The sequence below is a fragment of the Paracidovorax cattleyae genome (assembly GCF_900104515.1).
Lineage (GTDB): Bacteria > Pseudomonadota > Gammaproteobacteria > Burkholderiales > Burkholderiaceae_C > Paracidovorax > Paracidovorax cattleyae.
In genome coordinates this window covers 14,017-32,987 of record NZ_FNJL01000024.1, presented here as the reverse complement: position 1 = coordinate 32,987, position 18,971 = coordinate 14,017, and the positions used below count along the sequence as shown (strand labels likewise).

Here is an 18,971-nt window from a genome sequence, read left to right as displayed (position 1 = left end):
CGGATCAGCCCTTGGCCTTGAAACCGGCGAAGGCCGCGGCCAGGCGCTGCGCCCCGCCGTCGAGATCGCGGCACGCCATGTCGATGCCCTCGGAGGCGGAGGCCGACTTCTCGGTTTCCTCGGCGATGTGCTGGATGGCGTCGCCGATCATCTTGACCGCGCCGAGCTGTTCTTCCGCGGCGCTCGACACTTCGGAAATCGCCTGGCCGGTCTGGCGGATGCTCTTGACGATCTTCGTGAAGGCATCGCCGGCCTGCCTGGACACGTCGCTGCCCTGGACGATGAGCTTCACCGAGCCGTTGATCAGCTTGGAGATTTCCTTCGTTGCCTGCGACGAGCGCTCGGCCAGCTTGCGCACCTCGTCGGCCACCACGGAAAAGCCCAGGCCGTGCTCGCCCGCGCGGGCAGCCTCGATGGCCGCGTTGAACGCCAGCATGTTCGTCTGGCTCGCGATCTCGCTGATGACCTTGACGATCTCCGACATGTCTTCCGACGAGCGGCCGAGCACTTCCATCGACTCGATCGCCTTGTTGATCGCCTGGGCGCCCTGCTCCGCCTCTTCCTGCGTGTGGCGCGCGACGGCGTCCGTGCCCTTCGCATTCTGGGCGATGGAGTGGATCGACGCCGTGAGCTCCTCGATCGAGGCGTTCATTTCCTCGGTGGTCGCGCACAGGGCCTGGGCACCGGTCGCCACCGCGCCCGACTTGCCGAGGATGCCGCGGGTCTGCTCCGACAGGCTCCCGACGAGGGAGCCGATGGACTTGTCGAGGTCCTCGGCCCGCCGCTTCTCCTCATGGATGTCCTTGAGCGAACCGGCCACGCGCAGCGGACTGCCTTGCACATCACGCAGCGTCGTGCCGCGCGCCCGGAACCATCGGTACTCGCCCGAGCGCACCTTGCAGCGGTACTCGAGGTCGTAGGGCGTCTTGCCCGTCTTGTCCATCAGGTGCGCGGCAAAGGCCTCGAACGTCGGATCCTTGTCCTCGGGGTGCAGCAGCGAGCCCCAGCTGTCGAGCACGTTCGGGAAGTCGCTCTCGTCCTGGTAGCCCAGCAGCATGCGGAACCGGTCGGACCACCAGAACGGCGTCTGCGGCTGCACGTTGCCGTCGGCCGGGTATGCCATGTCCCACAGGCCCTCGCTGGCGCTCTGGTTCACCAGGTCGAAGCGGATCAGCGCGCCATCCAGTTCTTCCTTCTGCTTCTTTTCGTCCGTGATGTCCTTGAGCGAACCGGCCACGCGCAGCGGGTTGCCCTCCGCATCGCGCAGCGTGGTGCCGCGCGCGCGGAACCAGCGGTACTCGCCCGAGCGCACCTTGCAGCGGTACTCGCGGTCGTACGGTGTCTTGCCCGTCCTGTCGGTCAGGTGGGCGGCGAACGCGTCGAAGGTCGGGCCGCTGTCCTCGGGATGCAGCAGCGAACCCCAGCTGTCGAGCACGTTCGGGAAGTCGCTCTCGTCCTGGTAGCCCAGCAGCTTGCGGAATTGATCGGACCACCAGAACGGCGTGCCCGGCTCCACGTTGCCATCGGCCGGATAGCGCATGTCCCAGAGGCCCTCGCTGGCGCTCTTGTTCACCAGATCGAAACGGGTGAGGGCTTCCGCCAATTCCTGCTCGAGCGTGGAAGGCTGCTGCGAGGGGGTGGCGGCGGTCGTGGGCAGATCGGACATGGAATTTCCATAATTTGGTATTGACAAATTCCCATGCAATGACTTGTCATTTTTGCGACATTTACCTGCATGGCATGCATCCCGAACGGGATCAACCGGTAATATCTCACAAATTGCTACAAGTGATTACAGCTTGGGGGTTTGTCCTACACCCCGCGACAGGGCCACTGCCCGTCGCCAGCACGTACGGCGTTCAGATGTCCAGGGGCAGGAGCGTCACCTCCATCGCGTCATCCAGCCACGCCATCGTGGGCTCGCCGGCCTCGTCGGCCACCCCCTGCCCGAAGAACTGCGACGCGCAGAGCACCTCCACGTCGATGCCCTCCAGGCTGTGCCGGGCGATCACCGCGCCGATGCAGGCGGCACGCGCCCGCTCCACGAGGCCCCGGACGATGGCCGTGCCGGCAGCCAGAGCAATTGCTCTGCCAGCGGTGGATCGCACCGCAGCACCTCCAGCAGTTGGCGCACCTTACCGGGCTGCAGGGGCACGACGACGAAGCAATCGGTATCGAAGCGCGGCGGGTGGGGCGGGCAGCGTGCCCATCTGGGCAGCGGCGTTCTGCAGGCTCATCTCAGGCTCCTCTCCGGGAAATATCGATGCCGTGGAGGGTGCATGCACATCGGCGCGACCACCGGCCGCCCGGTGAACGAGAGCGCCGGTATGCGAAATCCAGATGCGTCCGGCATGTTTCCTCACGCATTCAGGCGCTTCGCGCCCGCTCGGCGATGCCCCGGGACCAGCGTGGTCCCGGCCGCATGACAGGCCGATCAGGAAGGCTCCGTGGCACGCCCGGATGATCGGGGCGTGGCCGCGAGGCGATTCGCCTGCGGCCGAAGGGGCGAGCGGCGCCGGACCGTTGGGGTTGGCGGGCGGCACCGTGCAGGTGGACTCGGTGCGGAACAGGATGGTCCGCGGGTCATAGCCAGGCCGGGCCTGGCATCCCCTCTGCATGGCGTGAATCATGGAGGGGCGGCCCGGGACCTTCATCCCGAAGCAGGTGGCGACCCGCCACCACCGGCTCTGCGGATGGCAAACGCTCTAACGAAGCAATCCCCCGTATCCATGGCCGTACCCCGGATAGAAAACGGTCGACTGGTCCTGGAGTCCGGAGGGCTGGTAATGCGAAGACGAAGCCCCGTAGGCCGCGCCGCTCTCGCTCTCGCTCTCGCTATCATTGGCAACCATGGCCGCAGCGACCTCGGAACGGTGCGCGCTCACGGTTTGGGTCAGTTGCTGCAATGTTTCTCTCACATCGTCAGGCCCCACTGGGCGTCCTACACCGGAGAGATAGCTCTGGATTCTGTTACTCAATCGCTCGCCTCGCCTTACAACTGTCTGCATCCCTCTGTCACTAGGATACTGACGCGCGTGTTCCAGCAGGGCCTCTATGTTAGTCCGCTGCTGCCGAAGGGTTTGTGCAGCGCCTCGCACGGTTCCATCCCTCACCTGCAGCGGGCTACGAGGGGCTGATGATCCCCCCGCACTCACCCGCCCCCCCCTGGGGCCTCCATACGGCGAATCGTGTCGCGCCGGCGTTCGGTTCTCCGGGGTGGCGGCGGGGGTGTGCGCTGCGGGGGTGTAAATCGGGCTGGAGTGGCGCTGTGTGCTGTTGATACATCCCATATAGGTTCCTTTAGAAAGTAGATACCACCAGTGTGTCGCGCGCTCCATCTACTGGAATAAAAAAGGCGATGCGTTGGCCAGGTAGCCGAAGCAGCCGTGGCACGATCCGCGCGTTGCCGTCGTGATGCACCGGGCTGGGCACCACGCACCAGGGCGGTTCGCGCCCGCCCCACCACCGCACAGTACCAGCCGCAATTCACTACAAAAACAATAGCAAATTTCCTTGGTTTGATGTTCCCTGTGGCCGATTTCACATCAACCCTCGGCCCCTGCCCCGACCTGGCACGCACATTGCTAAAGCGTTCCCGTGACCAATGCCGGTCACATGGCTGGCCCCCTCCAATGGCGGAAACGGGGCGGCCAGGACGAAGGCGTCCCCACAGATGGTGCAGGCTGACAATCAACGGCCTGTGCTCTGTGCGGACGCCTTTTTTGTTTTTGGCACGAACACCCATTGGGGGTCACGATGAAGAAATCCAGATTGGTGATGGTGGGCAACGGCATGGCCGGCGTGCGCACGCTCGAGGAACTGCTGAAGATCGCGCCCGATCTGTACGAGATCACCGTCTTCGGCGCCGAGCCGCACCCCAACTACAACCGCATCCTGCTGTCGCCCGTGCTGGCCGGCGAGCAGACGCTGGAGGAAATCGTCCTCAACGACTGGTCCTGGTATGAGGACAACGGCATCACCCTGCACACGGGTTGCGCCGTGCGGGAGGTGGACCGCACCCGGCGCATCGTGCGCGGCACGGATGCCCGGGGCCGCGCCATCGAGGCGCCCTACGACCGGCTGATCCTCGCCACCGGCTCCAACCCCTTCATCCTGCCCATCCCCGGCAATCAACTTTCGGGGGTGCTGGCCTACCGCGACATCGCCGACACGCAGGCCATGATCGACGCGGCCACCATCTACCGCGACGCGGTCGTGATCGGCGGCGGGCTGCTCGGCCTGGAGGCCGCCAACGGGCTCATGAAGCGCGGCATGCGCGTTACCGTGGTGCACGCGAGCGAATGGCTCATGGAGCGCCAGCTCGACGACGTGGCCGGCCGCATGCTGCAGAAATCCCTCGAGGAACGCGGCATGGGCTTCCTCATGAAGGCGCAGACCCAGGAACTGGTGGGCGATGCCTCGGGGCGCGTGGCCGCCGTGCGCTTCAAGGACGGCACGGAGGTGCCCGCGCAGCTCGTCGTCATGGCCGTGGGCATCCGCCCGAACACGCAGCTCGCCGAAAGCATGCGCCTGCACGTGAACCGCGGCATCGTGGTCAGCGACACGCTGCAGACGGTGACCGACGCGCGCATCTACGCGGTGGGCGAATGCGCCGCGCACCGCGGCATCGCCTACGGCCTCGTGGCGCCGCTCTTCGAGCAGGGCAAGGTGCTGGCCAACCACCTGGCCGAGTACGGCATCGCGCGCTACCAGGGCTCGCTCACCTCCACCAAGCTCAAGGTGACGGGCATCGACCTGTTCTCCGCCGGCAACTTCCAGGGCGGCGAGGGCACCGAGGACATCGTGATGAGCGATCCCTTCGGCGGCGTGTACAAGAAGCTGGTGATCCGCGGCGACCAGCTGGTGGGCGCCTGCCTCTACGGCGACACCGTGGACGGCAGCTGGTACTTCAAGCTGCTGCGCGAGGGCCGCTCCATCGGCGACATCCGCGACAAGCTGATGTTCGGCGAATCCCACCTCGGCGACACCGGCCACCAGGGCCAGAGCAAGGCCGCCGCCATGCAGGACGCCGACGAGGTCTGCGGCTGCAACGGCGTGACCAAGGGCGCCATCTGCAAGGCGATCAAGGACAAGGGCCTGTTCACGCTGGAGGACGTGCGCAAGCACACCAAGGCCAGCGCGAGCTGCGGCTCCTGCACCGGACTGGTGGAGCAGATCATCATGTTCACCGCGGGCGGCGACTACTCCGCCACGCCCCGGACCAAGGCCGTCTGCAGTTGCACCGACCACGGCCACCAGGCCGTGCGCGACGCGATCCGCACGCACCGCCTGCTCACCATCCAGGACGTGTTCAAATTTCTGGAGTGGAAGACACCCGACGGCTGCCCCACCTGCCGGCCCGCGGTGAACTACTACCTGATCAGCACCTGGCCCAAGGAGGCGAAGGACGACCCGCAGAGCCGCGCCATCAACGAACGCTCGCACGCCAACATCCAGAAGGATGGCACCTACAGCGTGATTCCGCGCATGTGGGGCGGCGAGACCACCGCCGACGAACTGCGCCGCATCGCCGATGCCGTGGACAAATACAACATCCCCACCGTGAAGGTCACGGGCGGCCAGCGCATCGACCTGCTCGGCGTGAAGAAGGAAGATCTCGTCAACGTCTGGAAGGACATCGGCATGCCCAGCGGCCACGCCTACGCCAAGGCGCTGCGCACGGTGAAGACCTGCGTGGGCAGCGAATGGTGCCGCATGGGCACGCAGGACAGCACCCGGATGGGCAAGGACCTGGAGCGCGCGATGTGGCGCATGTACGCCCCGCACAAGGTCAAGTTCGCCGTGAGCGGCTGCCCGCGCAACTGCGCCGAGGCCGGCATCAAGGACGTGGGCATCATCGGCGTGGATTCCGGCTGGGAGATGTACATCGCCGGCAACGGCGGCATCAAGACCGAGGTGGCCCACTTCTTCACCAAGCTCAAGACCGCCGAGGAAGTGCTCGAATACACCGGCGCCTTCTGCGAGCTCTACCGCCAGGAGGGCTGGTACCTGGAGCGCACCGTGCACTACGTGAACCGCGTGGGCCTGGACTACGTGAAGAAGCGCATCCTCGAAGACCACGCAGGCCGCAAGGCGCTCTGGGCCCAGCTGCAGTTCGCGCTCGACGGCGAGCCCGACCCCTGGTTCGAGTTCGACAAGGCCGCGGTGGATACGCGGCAGTTCGTCCCGCTGGCCCTCGCCGCAACTGCAGATGCAGCCGCAACGGTCCGTTGATTTCGTGACCGTCCCGATCCTTCCCCCCATTCCCACGAGACCCGCGAGAGGCCCCCGATGACCCAATGGACCCCCATCTGCCGCGTGGACGACATCCCCGTGCTCGGCGCGCGCCGCGTCGCCCGGCCGCACGGGCTCGACGTCGCGGTGTTCCGCAACGACGCCGGAGAAGTCTTCGCCCTCCTCGACCGCTGCCCGCACAAGGGCGGCCCGCTCTCGCAGGGCATCGTCTTCGGCCGCAGCGTCGCCTGCCCCCTGCACAACTGGAGCATCGGCCTGTGCGACGGACAGGCCGCCGCGCCGGACGAAGGCTGCACGCCGCGGTTCGCGGTGAAGGTGGAGGATGGGGAAGTGTTCCTGGATGCGGGCGAGCTCGCGGGGCATGCGGTGGGGGAGACGCGGCCGGTGGCGGGGCCGGTGAGGCGGGGTGTGGCGACGGTGGGATGAGGCTTCAGCCTGCATCTGCCCTCAACGCTCTGGACGTCATGACACCGTGCTGTGGATCTTCTTTCCGGAGCCGGGATTTCGCCCCGGCGGGCGAGTCACTTTCTTTCGCTTCGCCGAAAGAAAGTAACCAAAGAAAGGGCGACCCTGCTGGATGCGACCCCGTTCGCCCGAGGGGCGAACGGGGCAACCTGGGGTGCTCGGGGGTGGGGTGTGCCGTGGAACTCGCTGCGCGCTTGCGCGCTACGCTCGGACAACCACGGCAAGTCAGTTCACGAAGCGGACGTGTCCTGCGGCACGCCCGCCACCCCACCCCCTGCGCGCCCCAGGCGCATCCAGAAGGGGTGACCCGGGCCTTCGCGTTGCTCGGCCCCAAGGCCGTCGCTGCGCTCGGCCAAAGCCCCAGCGCTCCGCCCCAGGAAAAACGGTGCGCGGTGCAACGCACTCGCGCACCCCGGGCCGAGCGAAGCAATGGCCCGTATGCGGCACCCCGCCCTCGTGGCTGCGCCGAGGAGCGCAGGAGGCAAGGCGCGCAGGCGTGCCGAAGGACACGCCTGCTTCGTGATCTGACTGGCTGCGGTTGTCCGAGCGGAGCGCGCCAGCGCGCAGCGAGTTCCGCAGCCGCGCCTTGCCTCCGAGCACCGCAGGCTGCCCCCTTCGCCCCCACGGGGCGAAGGGGGACGCAGACACCAGGGCTCGCCTTTTCTTTGCCTACTTTCTTTTGGCGCAGCAAAAGAAAGTAGGTGCGCCGCCGGGCGCACATCCCGGCCCCCGCCCCCCAAAAAAAACTCCAGCCGCCCCGCCATGCACAAAGAAACCCACTCCACCTGCCCCTACTGCGGCACCGGCTGCGGCGTCATCATCGAATCCGCCGGCGGCCGCATCACCGGCGTGCGCGGCGACCCCACCCACCCCGCCAATTTCGGCCGCCTCTGCACCAAGGGCTCCACGCTGCACCTCACCGCCACGCAGCCCGTCACCCTGCAGACCCGCCTGCTCACGCCGCTGCACCGCACACGGCGCGGCCAGGCGCCGGGCCCCATCGGCTGGGATGCCGCACTGGACATGGCAGCCGGGAAGTTCGCGGACATCATCCAGGCCCATGGCCCCGATGCGGTCGGGTTCTACGTATCGGGCCAGTTGCTCACCGAGGACTACTATGTCTTCAACAAGCTGGCCAAGGGACTGATCGGCACCAACAACATCGACACCAACTCGCGCCTGTGCATGAGCAGCGCCGTGGCGGGCTACAAGGCCACGCTGGGCGCGGACGCGCCGCCGGCCTGCTATGACGACCTGGCGCTGGCGCAGTGCCTGTTCATCACCGGCAGCAACACGGCCTGGGCGCACCCCATCCTCTTCCGGCGGATCGAGGACGCGCGGACCGCGAACCCGGGCCTGAAGATCATCGTGGCCGACCCGCGCCGCACCGAAACGGCGGCGATGGCCGACCTGCACCTGCCCATCCTGCCCGGCACCGACGTCATGCTCTGCCACGGCATGCTGCACCTCATGCTCTGGGAGGGCTGGGTGGATGCCAGCTATATCACGGCCCACACCACGGGCTTCGAGACGCTCAAGGCCACCGTGCGCGACTGCACGCCCGCGCGCGTGGCCGAGGTCTGCGGCATCACCGAGGCGCAGCTCGCCACGGCCGCGCACTGGTTCGCGCTCGGCGGCGCCGATGCGCCCGCCGGCAACGCCGGGGGACGCGCCCCGACGCTGAGCCTCTACTGCCAGGGCCTCAACCAGAGCAGCAACGGCACGGACAAGAACGCGGCCCTCGTCAACCTGCATCTCGCCTGCGGCCAGATCGGACGGCCCGGCGCGGGCCCCTTCTCGCTCACCGGCCAGCCCAATGCCATGGGCGGGCGGGAGGTCGGGGGGCTGGCCAACCTGCTCTCCGCCCACCGCGACCTGGCGAACCCTGCGCACCGCGCCGAGGTGGCCGCGCTCTGGGGCGTGCCCCAGGTGCCCGCCACGCCGGGCAGGACGGCGGTGGAGATGTTCCAGGCCGCAGCCGACGGGGAGATCCGCGCGCTGTGGATCGCCTGTACCAACCCCGCACAGAGCCTGCCGGACCAGGCCACGGTGCGCCGCGCACTGGAACGCGCGGAGTTCGTCGTGGTGCAGGAGGCCTTCTCCACGACGGCCACCTGCGCCTACGCCGACCTGCTGCTGCCCGCCACCACCTGGGGCGAGAAGACGGGCACCGTCACCAACAGCGAGCGCCGCATTTCGCGGGTGCGGCCGGCCGTGCCACCTCCCGGGCAGGCCCGGCACGACTGGGCGATCGCAGTGGAATTCGCGCGCAGGCTGCAGGCCCGGCTGCGCCCGGAAGGCGCCGGCCTGTTCCCCTACGACACCGGCTGCGCCGAGGCCGGGGCCGAGGCGATCTGGAACGAGCACCGCGAGACCACACGCGGGCGCGACCTGGACATCACCGGTCTGTCGTGGGCGCTGATCGACCTGCAGGGGCCACAGCACTGGCCGTTTCCGGAAGGGGCCGCACAGGGCCGCGCCCGCCTCTACGAGGACGGGATCTTCCCCACGCCGGACGGCCGCGCGCGCTTCGCTGCCGCCGCCTGGAAACCCGTCGCCGAGCCGCGCAGCGCCCGCTATCCGTTCAGCCTCACGACCGGCCGCCTGCGCGACCAGTGGCACGGCATGAGCCGCACCGGCACCCTGGGCCGCCTCTTCGGCCACGCGCCCGAACCCTGCGTACAGCTGCACCCGCAGGACATGGAGCGCCGCCGGCTCGCCGAAGGCGAGCTGGTGCGGGTGGAAAGCCGGCGGGGCGCGGTCATCGTGCCCGTGCAGGCCAGCACCGACGTGGGTGTCTCGCAGGCCTTCATTGCCATGCACTGGGGCGGCGAGATGCTCTGCGGCCACGCCGGCGCGCAGGATGGCAACGCGGACGGCATGGATGCGCGGCCTCCCGCCCTGGGCGTGAACGCCGTCACCTCGCCGGCCTTCTGTCCGGCATCGAAGCAGCCCGAACTCAAGCATGCGGCCGTGCACATCGAGCGGGCCGCCCTGCCCTGGCGGCTCTACGGCATGGCCTGGCTGCCGGCGGACGAGGCCCTGGGCGTGCACGCGCGCCTGGCAGGCCTGCTGGCCGGCTTCCCCTTCGCGGTCTGCGTGCCGTTCGGCAACAACGCGCCCCTGTCGGAGCCCGCACGCGAGCGCCACGGGGTCCTGCTGCGGGCCGCCGGCACCGCTCCCGCACCCGATGCCCTGATGGCACGCATCGAGGCCCTGCTCGGCCTGGGTGGCGCCGACACGCTCCGCTATGCCGACGCCCGGCGTGGCCAGCGGCGGGCCCTGCGGCTCGACACCGCTCCCGGTAATAACGGAGGGCCCGGCACCAATACCCCCGGTGGCCGTGAACTGCGGCTGGGCGCCCTGCTGCTGGCCGGAGACACCAGCGCAGAGGCCTGGCTGCGCGGCCTGCTGCAGGAAGAGCGGCCCGTGCAGGGCTATGGCCGCCAGTTGCTGTCGCCCGGCCTGCAGGCCCCGGACGGCGCCGCGCCCGCCCCGCCGCGCAGCCGCCCCGTGTGCAGCTGCATGAACGTAAGCGATGCGGCGATCGCCGCGCAGCTCGGCCGGTGCCACGGCGGCGATGCCGAGCGGCTGGGCCAGCTGCAGACGGCGCTGGGCTGCGGCACGCAGTGCGGCTCCTGCCTGCCCGAACTCCGCCGCATGGTGCGCGACATCGCGGCCTTGCCGGCCGCGGAGTCCTCCATATAACAGGAAGTTCTCTGAATTACGGGAGAATGCGCGTCCCCGCGGCATCCGCTCCACGCACAACCAATTTCCGCTTTCATGGGCAGCATCAGCCACTATCTCAAGGACCTCGGCCGCGGCGCGCGCGGCGCCCGCGCCATCGGCCGCGAACAGGCCGCCGATCTCTTCGGGCAGGTGCTCGACGGGCAGGTCACCGACTACGAAGTGGGCGCCTTCTGCATCGCCATGCGCATCAAGGGCGAAACCGCCGACGAGATGTGCGGCTTCCTCGACGCCACCCACGCCCGCCTCGCGCCCGTTCCCGCAGGCGATGCACCCACCGTCGTGCTGCCCAGCTACAACGGCGCGCGCCGGCTGCCCGTGCTCACGCCGCTGCTCGCCCTGCTGCTCGCCCGCGAGGGCCTGCCGGTGCTGCTGCACGGCATGCGCACCGAGGCGCGCCGCGTGCTCGCCAGCGACGTGCTGCAGGCCCTGGGCGTCGCGCCCATGGAATCGCCCGAGGCGGTCGCCCCCGGCAGCGTCGCGCATGTCCGCACGGGCCTGCTCTGCCCGGGTCTCGCGCGGCTGCTGGCGGTGCGCGAGGTCGTCGGCCTGCGCAACCCGGGGCACAGCGTGGTCAAGCTCATGAACCCGGTGCGCGGCCCGTCGCTGCTCGTCACCGCCTACACCCACCCCGAATACCTGGACATGCTGCACGCCACCTTCGCCGCGCGCGGCATGGACGTGCTGCTCTCGCGCGGCCTGGAGGGCGAGGTCGTCGCCGACCCGCGCCGCACGCCCCGTTACGACGCCTTCGTGCACGGCGCGCACCATGTATGGGACGAGCAGCAGCCCGGCACCGCGACCGAGGTGCCCGGCCTGCCCGCGGACATCGATGTGGAGACCACCGCACGCTACACGCAACAGGTGCTCGCGGGCGAGCTGCCCGTGCCCGCCCCGCTCTCCCGGCAGGTGGAACACATCTTGCGTCTTGCCCGCCAGAATCCCACGGAGACAGCCCCATGAACCGTTCCGCCCCTCCCTCGCAGACCGGCCCCACCGCACCGGCCCGCCCCTATGGCGCCGCGCCGCGCGGCACCTGCACCCTCGTCGGCGCGGGACCGGGCGACCCCGAACTGCTCACCCTGAAGGCCCTCAAGGCCATCCAGGCGGCCACGGTGCTGCTGGTGGACGACCTCGTCAGCGACGAGATCGTCGCGCTCGCCGCGCCCGGCGCGCGGGTGGTGCATGTCGGCAAGCGCGGCGGCTGCAAGAGCACGCCGCAGGCCTTCATCGAGAAGCTCATGGTCATGGCCGTGAACGAAGGCGAGAACGTGGTGCGGCTCAAGGGCGGCGATCCGTTCATCTTCGGGCGCGGCGGCGAAGAGGTCGAGCACCTGCGCGCGGCCGGCATCGAGGTCACCGTGGTCAACGGCATCACCGCCGGGCTCGCGGGCATGACCCTGCTCGGCACGCCGCTCACGCACCGCGAGCACGCCCACGGCGTGGTCTTCGTCACCGGCCACGCCAAGCCCGGAGACAGCGGCATCGACTGGCGCCAGCTCGCCGCCACGGCCCGCGCCGCCCGCCTGACGCTGGTGATCTACATGGGGGTGAGCAGCGCCGCGCACATCCAGGAGGAGCTGCTCACCGGCCTGCCGGCCTGCACACCCGTGGTCATCATCCAGCACGTGAGCCTGCCCTGCCAGCGCCACGCGCTCACCACGCTGGGCGAGCTGCACGCCACCATCGAGCGCGAACAGCTCGGCAGCCCTTCGGTCATCGTGGTGGGCGACGTGGCCGCCGGGGTGGCCGCGTCTGGGGACGGCCTGGGCCAGCCCCTGGCGGCGGCGCCGCCGCTGCGGCACGCCGGCTGAAGACGCCCGCGGCCGGCACGAGAGTTTTCCATCGCAGCATCCGATGAGGTTCCCATGGCCGCCCTCCCGATCCCCGCAGCGCAGACGCTCCAGCCCTCCAGGCCCGGGGCGGCCCGCGGGCCCGGCAGGGCCGGCGGCGGCGAGGCGGACATCTCCCTGGTGAACCTTGCCGCGCGCCAGCGCATGCTATCGCAGCGCATCGTCCTGCAGACCGTGCTGGCCGTGCAGGGCGAGGCTGCCCAGGCCCGGGCGGCACGGCAGACCCTGCAGACCTTCGAATCGGCCCAGGCCCGCCTCCTGCAGACGCCGCGCCAGCTGGACGCTGAATCCGCCCGCGAAGTGAAGGCCATCTACCACGGGCCGCGCGGCGTCGGCGCCACCATCGATGGATTCGCGCGCCAGGCCCGCGCCGCGCTGGACCTTGCCGAACAGGGCAGCGCCCGCGCAGCCAGCGCCCTGGCGCCGCTGGTGGCGGCCACGGACGGCGTGCTCGAAGCGCTGAATGCCGCCACCACCGTCTTCGACCAGGTCCAGCGGCGGCAGTCCGACGCGATGATGAGCGAGCTGTCGGGCATCGTCGCCTCCATCCAGACCGTCGCGCGCGAAGCCAAGGTGGTGAGCTTCAACGCCCAGGTCATGGCCGCCCGCGCCGCCGCGCATGGGCGCGAATTCGCCGTCGTGGCCAACGTGCTCTCCGGCATCACCGCCGAAATCGACCGGCTGTCGCTGCAGGCCGTCTCGCTCGCCGGGCGCGGGCAGCGATCCTGAGACGGCGGCAGGCAGCAGGGGACCGTGCCCCTGCCGACTCATCGATCCATGCAAAGGCCTGGATTGAGAACAATTCCCATCTTTGACTATCGCCGCTATCGCTGCCGCGCACATGCCTGCCGCCCTGCAACCGTCCGCCGCCACGGCCGTCGAAACGATCTACCGCTCTCACCATGGCTGGCTGCTGGGCTGGTTCCAGCGCCGGTTGGGCAACGCATCGCAGCCGGCCGACCTGGCCCATGACACCTTCTGCGGCTCATGGCGTCGCGAGACGTCATGGCGCTGCGCGAGCCGCAGGCCTCTCTGCGCACCCTCGCGCACGGGGTGGTGGTCAACCAGTGGCGAAGGCTCGATATCGAACGCGCCTGGCTCGACGTGCTGACCACGCAACCCGGGCCGCTGGCGCCGTCGCCGGAAGAGCGGGCGCTGGTGCTGGAGACCCTGTGCCAGATCGACGCCATGCCGGACCGGCTCAATCCCCGGGCACGCAGCGCGTTCCTGCTGTCGCAGCTCGACGGGCTGACCTATGCGCAGATCGGACGGCATCTGGGCGTGTCGGAGCGCATGGTCAAGAAATACATGGCCCAGGCGATGCTGCAATGCCTTCTGCTGGCGCAGCGATGAGCGAGGTGCTTGCCGACCAGCCCGCGTTCGAGGATCTGCAGCAGGCGGCCGACTGGTTCGCCGTGCTGCATAGCGATCGCGTGAGCGAAGCCGATCGGTGCAACTGGCAGCGCTGGCTGGAGACCGGACCGCGGCAACGCGCTGCCTGGAGCCAGGTCGGGGCGGTGCATCCGATGGCGCGCCAGGTGCTGGAGCACCGGCCGGCCGTCTCGCGCCGCCGGCGCACCGTGCTGCGCACGCTGGTGGCCGTGCCGGTGACGGGCGTGGCCGCCTGGATGGCATCGCGGCAGATGCCATGGCACGAATGGACCGCGGCCTTGCGCACCGATACCGGCGAGCAGCGCTCCTGGGCGCTGGCCGACGGCAGCGAACTCGTGCTGAATACCGCGAGCGCCGCGGACCTGAACTACTCCACGGTCCTGCGGCGCATCGTGCTGCACCGGGAAGAACTGCCCATCGCCTCGCGCCACGACCCGGCCTCGCCGCTGCGGCCGCTCGTGGTGGACGTGGCCCATGGCCGCATCACGGCGCTGGGGACCCGCTTCGCCGTGCGCTACGGGCACGATGGAGCCGTGCGCGTCACCGTTTTCGAGGGCGCCGTGCAATTGCGCCCCGGGGATGGCGGAGACGGGCCGGTACTTGCTGCCGGCCAGCAGGCGCGGCTGCTGCGCGACCATGTCGAGCCACCGGCCAGCGCCGCCGGCTACGCGGCGGACTGGCAGCGCGGCATGCTGGTGGCGGACGGCATGCGGCTGGGCGACTTCATCGCCGAGCTGGCGCGCTACCGCCGAGGGCACCTGGGTTGCACGCCGGAGGTGGCCGGCGTGGAGGAAGGCCTCACCGCCGCGCTGTCGGGCACGGGCCTGCAGGCGGCGCGGCCGGGGAATCGGGCAAGGGACCGGGCACCGGCTTCGTCGCGCGCAGCGCCACCGGGGGCGCCAAGACCGACACGCCGCTGCTGGAGACCCCGCAGTCGGTCTCGGCCGTCGCGCGCGGCCAGACGGACGCGCAGGGCGCCACCACGCTGGTCGAGAGCCTGCGCTACACGCCGGGCATCGTGGCCCAATAAGGCAACACCGACCTGCGCTACGACTGGCCCACGCTGCGCGGCTTCACGCCGCCGGCGCGCTACCTCGACAACCTGCACCTGCCGTTCGGCGCGCGCGGCTATTCCCAGCCGCGCATCGAGCCCTGGGGGCTGGAGCGCACCAAGGTGGTCAAGGCCCGTCGTCGGTACTCTACGGACAGGCCACGCCGGGCGGACTGGTCAACATGGTCAGCAAGCGGCCCACGGTCGCGCCGGTGCGCGAGGTCGAGGTGCAGGTGGGCAGCCACGATCGCAGGCAGGCTGCATTCGACTTCGGCGGCGCGCTGGACGCCGACGGGGTGCCGAGCTACCGCCTCGTGGGGCTGCGCCGCGAGGCCGACATCTCGTACGACCACGTCTCGGAGAAAAAAACCTTCATCGCGCCGTCGCTCACGTTCCGCCCCAGTGATGCCACGCAGATCACCGTACTGGGCCACTGGCAGTCGCTGGATTCACCCGGCGGCGGAGGTGCGCCGGCACTGCCGCCGGCACGCTGGACACCAGCCGCTACGCCGCGCTGCCGACCAGTGCCTTCGTCGGCGAGCCGGGCTTCGACCGCTACCAGAACCGCCAGCGCTTACATCGGCTACGAGGCGGAGCACCCCGTCAACGACAGCGTCGTGCTGCGGCAGAACCTGCGCTACGGCAAGGTGACGGCGGAGACCCGCCGCATCCAGGCCTTCTGCCTGAGCACCTGCAACCCCGCGGCGCTTTCGCGCTACGCCTGGACATTCCCGGAACAGGCCGACCTGCTGACCGTGGATACGCAGGCGCAGATGGACTTCCGCGCCGGTCCGCTGGCGCACACCGTGCTGACCGGCCGCTACGACCGCGCCGAGACGGCCACCCGCACCCTCACCGCAACCACGGGCCGCACCCTGGGACCTGGGGCGCCTGCAACCCTCGCTCAAAGGCGTGCGGCTGGCGCTCAACATCGCCAACCTGGGCAACAAGCGCTACGTGGCGTCGTGCCTGGCATCCGCGGGCTGCTACTACGGCGAGCGCCGCAGCGTGTACCTGACGGCACGCTATGGCTGGTGACGCGCACGGGGGCGACGTCCTGCCCGGTGCCCGAAGCAGGCACCGGAGGCCGCGTCTGCGTTGACAGTTCGCCGGGCGCCATACACGTCCTTACAACGGCGCGGAATGGAAACACTCCCGCCGCATTCCCTTCTCCTATGATCCGGCCCGGCCGTGCGCTTTGCCCGGCCATCACACTCGAATTGATCCGGCAAGACCGGGAGGGAGAGAAACCATGGCACATCTTGGATCCGTGGGGAGGGCCTTTGCACTGGCCGCCAGTCTGCTCGCCTGCAGCAGCACGGCGTGGAGCTACGCCATCAGCAACGGGCAGGTGGTGGACGACGCCGGCCAGGCCGTGCAGCTGCGCGGCGTGAACTGGTTCGGCTTCGAGACCGGAGAGCACGTTGTGCACGGCCTCTGGGCGCGCAACTGGAAGGACATGATCGGCCAGATGCAGCAGCAGGGCGTCAACGCCGTGCGCCTGCCCTTCTGCCCGCAAAGCCTGCGCGGCACCGGCCCCGGCAGCATCGACTACAGCCGCAACCCCGACCTGCAGGGACTGAACTCGCAGCAGATCCTCGACAAGGTCGTGCAGGAAATCAGCGACCGCGGCATGTTCGTGCTGCTGGATCACCACACGCCGGACTGCCAGGCGATCAGCGAGCTCTGGTACACCCAGGCCTACAGCGAGCAGCAGTGGATCGCAGACCTGGTCTTCGCCGCCAACCGCTACAAGGGTGTGCCCGGTGTGATCGGCATCGACCTGAAGAACGAGCCCCATGGCGCCGCCACCTGGGGCACCGGCAACGCCGCCACCGACTGGAACCGAGCCGCCGAGCGCGCCGCAGCCGCGGTCGTGCAGGCCGCGCCGCGCTGGATCGTCGCGGTGGAAGGCATCGGCGAGAACCCGTCATGCTCCACCAGCAGCGGCCACTTCTGGGGAGGCAACCTGGAGCCGCTGGCCTGCACGCCGCTGGACATCCCCGCCGACCGCCTGCTGCTGGCGCCGCACACCTACGGGCCGGACGTGGCCATGCAGTCGTATTTCAACGCAGCGGACTTCCCCGCCAACATGCCCGCCATCTGGGAGCAGCACTTCGGCCGCTTCGTGCAGGCCGGCCACGCCGTGCTGCCGGGCGAATTCGGCGGCAAGTACGGCCGCGGCGACCCGCGCGACGTACAGTGGCAGAACGCGCTGGTGGACTACCTCGTCGGCAAGGGCATCCGCAGCGGCTTCTACTGGTCCTGGAACCCCAACAGCGGCGACACCGGCGGCATCCTGGACGACGACTGGAACACGGTGCGCACGGACAAGGTGCAACTCCTGAACCGGCTCTGGGGCACGGGCGGGGCCAATCCCAACCCCAATCCGAATCCGAACCCGAATCCGAACCCGAACCCGAATCCGAATCCGAATCCGAATCCGAATCCGAATCCGGGGGCGAGCTTCGGCGTGCAGCAGATCACCGACAACGACTGGGGCTCAGGCTACTGCCAGCGCGTGCAGGTGACCAACAGCGGCGCCGCCGCAGGTGACTGGACGGTGTCCATCGGCGTGCAGGGCACGGTCAACAACCTCTGGAATGCGGTCTGGACACAGTCGGGCAGCACGCTGCAGGCCTCCGGCGTCTCGTGGAACCGCACGCTCGCGCCCGGGAGCATGGCGGAATTCGGCTTCTGCGCGGCACGCTGACGGCCGCCTGCGCCTGACGCTGCGGCCACGGCGCCTGCGGCGGACCGGTGGCTGTCAGCCGTGCGCCAGCGCCGCCTCGCGCTGGATCTGCGCGAAGCGCTGCGCCTGCTCCTTGCGCAGGCTCTTGCGCAGCAGCGCCGCCTCCCAGCGCCGCCGCTCGTCCGCCGTGGAGGGCGACAGCGGCGGCACCTGGGTCGGCTTGCGGGCCTCGTCCACCGCAACCATCGTGAAGAAGCAGCTGTTCACGTGCCGCACGACCTGGGTGCGTATCTCCTCGGCGACCACCTTGATGCCGACCTCCATCGACGAGGTGCCGGTGTAGTTCACGCTTGCCAGGAAGGTGACCAGTTCGCCCACGTGGATGGGCTGCAGGAAGGTCACCTGGTCCACGCTCAGCGTCACCACGTAGCTGCCCGAATACCGGGCGGCGCAGGAGTAGGCGACCTGGTCCAGCAGCTTGAGGACCGCCCCCCCGTGCACGTTGCCGGAGAAGTTGGCCATGTCGGGCGACATGAGCACCGTCATGCTGAGCTGGTGGGCGGGGCTGTGGGGCATGGTCATGGCGGCGATTCTAGGGGTACGGCGACCGCCTGACCGGGCTCGGCCCGCGGGACCGAGGCCTCTGAAAACCCCTGAGCCCCCTGGGGTTGGCCGCGCCAATGTCCAGTGGAGGGGCCGCGGGTGAACTGCAACCAGCTGTTATGCGGCGCATGCAAAGAAACATCCATGTAAGCAACCGAAATTCCGTACACAGGAATTCCGTCTGCCGGTAGTCTTGAATGCTGCATTGCAATATTCCCGAAAACCGCCCACCGAAAGGAGGAAACCCATGGACCTCACCACCCGCCTGCTGCTCCAGAACCGCGCCTGGGCCGACGAGATGACTTCCCGCGATCCCGCCTTCTTCGAGAACCTCGTGAGCGGACAGCAGCCCCGGGCCCTCTGGATCGGATGCGCCGACAGCCGCGTGCCCGCCGAGCGCATCACCAATGCCCTGCCGGGTGAACTGTTCGTCCACCGCAGCGTCGCCAACCTCGTGCGGCCGGACGATACCAACATCATGAGCGCCCTCCAGTACGCCATCGACGTGCTGCGCGTGCCGGCCATCATCGTCTGCGGCCACGAAGGCTGCGGCGGCGTGCGGGCCGCGCTCCTGCAGTCGCGCGAACGGGTAGGCGAACCCGGCGAAGGCGACTACCTGGGCCGCCACATCCGCCCGCTGCGCTCGCTCTACCGCCGCCGCGTGCAGGAGATCGAAGCGGGCGAGAGCCTGCCGGACGCCGAGCAGGACCTCAGCTCGCGCGTGGACCGCTTCGTCGCGCTCAACGTGGCCGAGCAGGTGCATGTGCTGTCCGCCACCGCACCGGTGCGCCAGGCCTGGGAACGGAGCCAGCCGCTCGCCCTGCTGGGCTGGGTCTATGCGCTGCGCGACGGGCGCCTGCGCCAGGTGATCGCCCTCGACGCCGAAAGCCGCCACTGGGCCGAAGCGGCCTGA

The 18,971-nt window shown here is 69.4% G+C and carries 14 protein-coding genes and 1 pseudogene; 12 read left to right on the top strand and 3 right to left on the bottom strand.

The genetic code is table 11. From position 1 onward, the window contains the following. Window positions 1-4: 4 nt before the first annotated feature. Both BLR05_RS26805 and BLR05_RS18130 read right to left on the bottom strand, forming a co-directional pair. Window positions 5-1,666 carry a methyl-accepting chemotaxis protein gene (locus tag BLR05_RS26805; protein ID WP_208606029.1) on the bottom strand — a complete coding sequence of 554 codons (1,662 nt, stop codon included), beginning with the start codon at window positions 1,664-1,666 and terminating at the stop codon, window positions 5-7. 193 nt (window positions 1,667-1,859) lie between these two features. Continuing rightward, a complete protein-coding gene (locus BLR05_RS18130; protein WP_225978915.1) occupies window positions 1,860-2,108 on the bottom strand; it encodes a hypothetical protein in 249 nt (82 codons plus the stop codon). 1,648 nt (window positions 2,109-3,756) lie between these two features. Here BLR05_RS18130 and nirB point away from each other — a divergent pair. The 11 genes and pseudogenes from nirB (at window position 3,757) to BLR05_RS18085 (ending at window position 17,476) form a co-directional block, all read left to right on the top strand. Next, window positions 3,757-6,234, top strand: coding sequence for a nitrite reductase large subunit NirB (gene nirB, locus BLR05_RS18125; protein ID WP_092836912.1), 2,478 nt, complete (start codon window positions 3,757-3,759; stop codon window positions 6,232-6,234). A gap of 57 nt (window positions 6,235-6,291) precedes the next feature. After that, a complete protein-coding gene (gene nirD, locus BLR05_RS18120; protein ID WP_092836909.1) occupies window positions 6,292-6,681 on the top strand; it encodes a nitrite reductase small subunit NirD in 390 nt (129 codons plus the stop codon). Between the two features lie 801 nt (window positions 6,682-7,482). Beyond that, window positions 7,483-10,428 carry a nitrate reductase gene (locus BLR05_RS18115; RefSeq protein WP_092836907.1) on the top strand — a complete coding sequence of 982 codons (2,946 nt, stop codon included), beginning with the start codon at window positions 7,483-7,485 and terminating at the stop codon, window positions 10,426-10,428. 75 nt (window positions 10,429-10,503) lie between these two features. After that, window positions 10,504-11,430, top strand: a complete 927-nt coding sequence (gene ybiB, locus BLR05_RS18110; protein ID WP_092836904.1) for a DNA-binding protein YbiB — start codon at window positions 10,504-10,506, stop codon at window positions 11,428-11,430. Further along, complete coding sequence (gene cobA, locus BLR05_RS18105; RefSeq protein WP_092836901.1) at window positions 11,427-12,281, top strand: uroporphyrinogen-III C-methyltransferase; 855 nt, start codon at window positions 11,427-11,429, stop codon at window positions 12,279-12,281. The genes ybiB and cobA overlap by 4 nt, the downstream gene beginning before the upstream one ends. Window positions 12,282-12,335: 54 nt before the next feature. Continuing rightward, window positions 12,336-13,049 (top strand): type IV pili methyl-accepting chemotaxis transducer N-terminal domain-containing protein, encoded by a 714-nt coding sequence (locus tag BLR05_RS18100; RefSeq protein ID WP_092836898.1) that lies wholly within the window; start codon window positions 12,336-12,338, stop codon window positions 13,047-13,049. 258 nt (window positions 13,050-13,307) lie between these two features. Further along, complete coding sequence (locus BLR05_RS18095) at window positions 13,308-13,673, top strand: sigma factor-like helix-turn-helix DNA-binding protein (protein ID WP_353615683.1); 366 nt, start codon at window positions 13,308-13,310, stop codon at window positions 13,671-13,673. Next, a pseudogene (locus BLR05_RS27655) lies at window positions 13,649-14,266 on the top strand (FecR domain-containing protein); the annotation flags it as partial. The gene BLR05_RS18095 and the pseudogene BLR05_RS27655, both read left to right, overlap by 25 nt. A 209-nt stretch (window positions 14,267-14,475) precedes the next feature. Further along, the gene (locus tag BLR05_RS27270) at window positions 14,476-14,742 is read left to right on the top strand and encodes a hypothetical protein (protein ID WP_225979396.1); all 267 of its coding nucleotides are present in this window, start codon (window positions 14,476-14,478) and stop codon (window positions 14,740-14,742) included. Window positions 14,743-14,945: 203 nt separating this feature from the next. Next, window positions 14,946-16,157: a TonB-dependent siderophore receptor gene (locus BLR05_RS27265; protein WP_244160131.1), complete on the top strand. Its 1,212-nt coding sequence runs from the start codon at window positions 14,946-14,948 to the stop codon at window positions 16,155-16,157. Then, on the top strand, window positions 16,052-17,476 hold the full coding sequence (locus BLR05_RS18085) for a cellulase family glycosylhydrolase (protein ID WP_244160133.1): 1,425 nt from the start codon (window positions 16,052-16,054) through the stop codon (window positions 17,474-17,476). The genes BLR05_RS27265 and BLR05_RS18085 overlap by 106 nt, the downstream gene beginning before the upstream one ends. A 54-nt stretch (window positions 17,477-17,530) precedes the next feature. On the opposite strand, the gene BLR05_RS18080 is transcribed toward BLR05_RS18085, so the two are convergent. Further along, window positions 17,531-18,037, bottom strand: coding sequence for an acyl-CoA thioesterase (locus BLR05_RS18080; protein WP_092836889.1), 507 nt, complete (start codon window positions 18,035-18,037; stop codon window positions 17,531-17,533). A 268-nt stretch (window positions 18,038-18,305) separates the two neighbouring features. On the opposite strand from BLR05_RS18080, the gene BLR05_RS18075 reads away from it, so the two are divergent. Next, the gene (locus tag BLR05_RS18075) at window positions 18,306-18,971 is read left to right on the top strand and encodes a carbonic anhydrase (RefSeq protein ID WP_092836886.1); all 666 of its coding nucleotides are present in this window, start codon (window positions 18,306-18,308) and stop codon (window positions 18,969-18,971) included.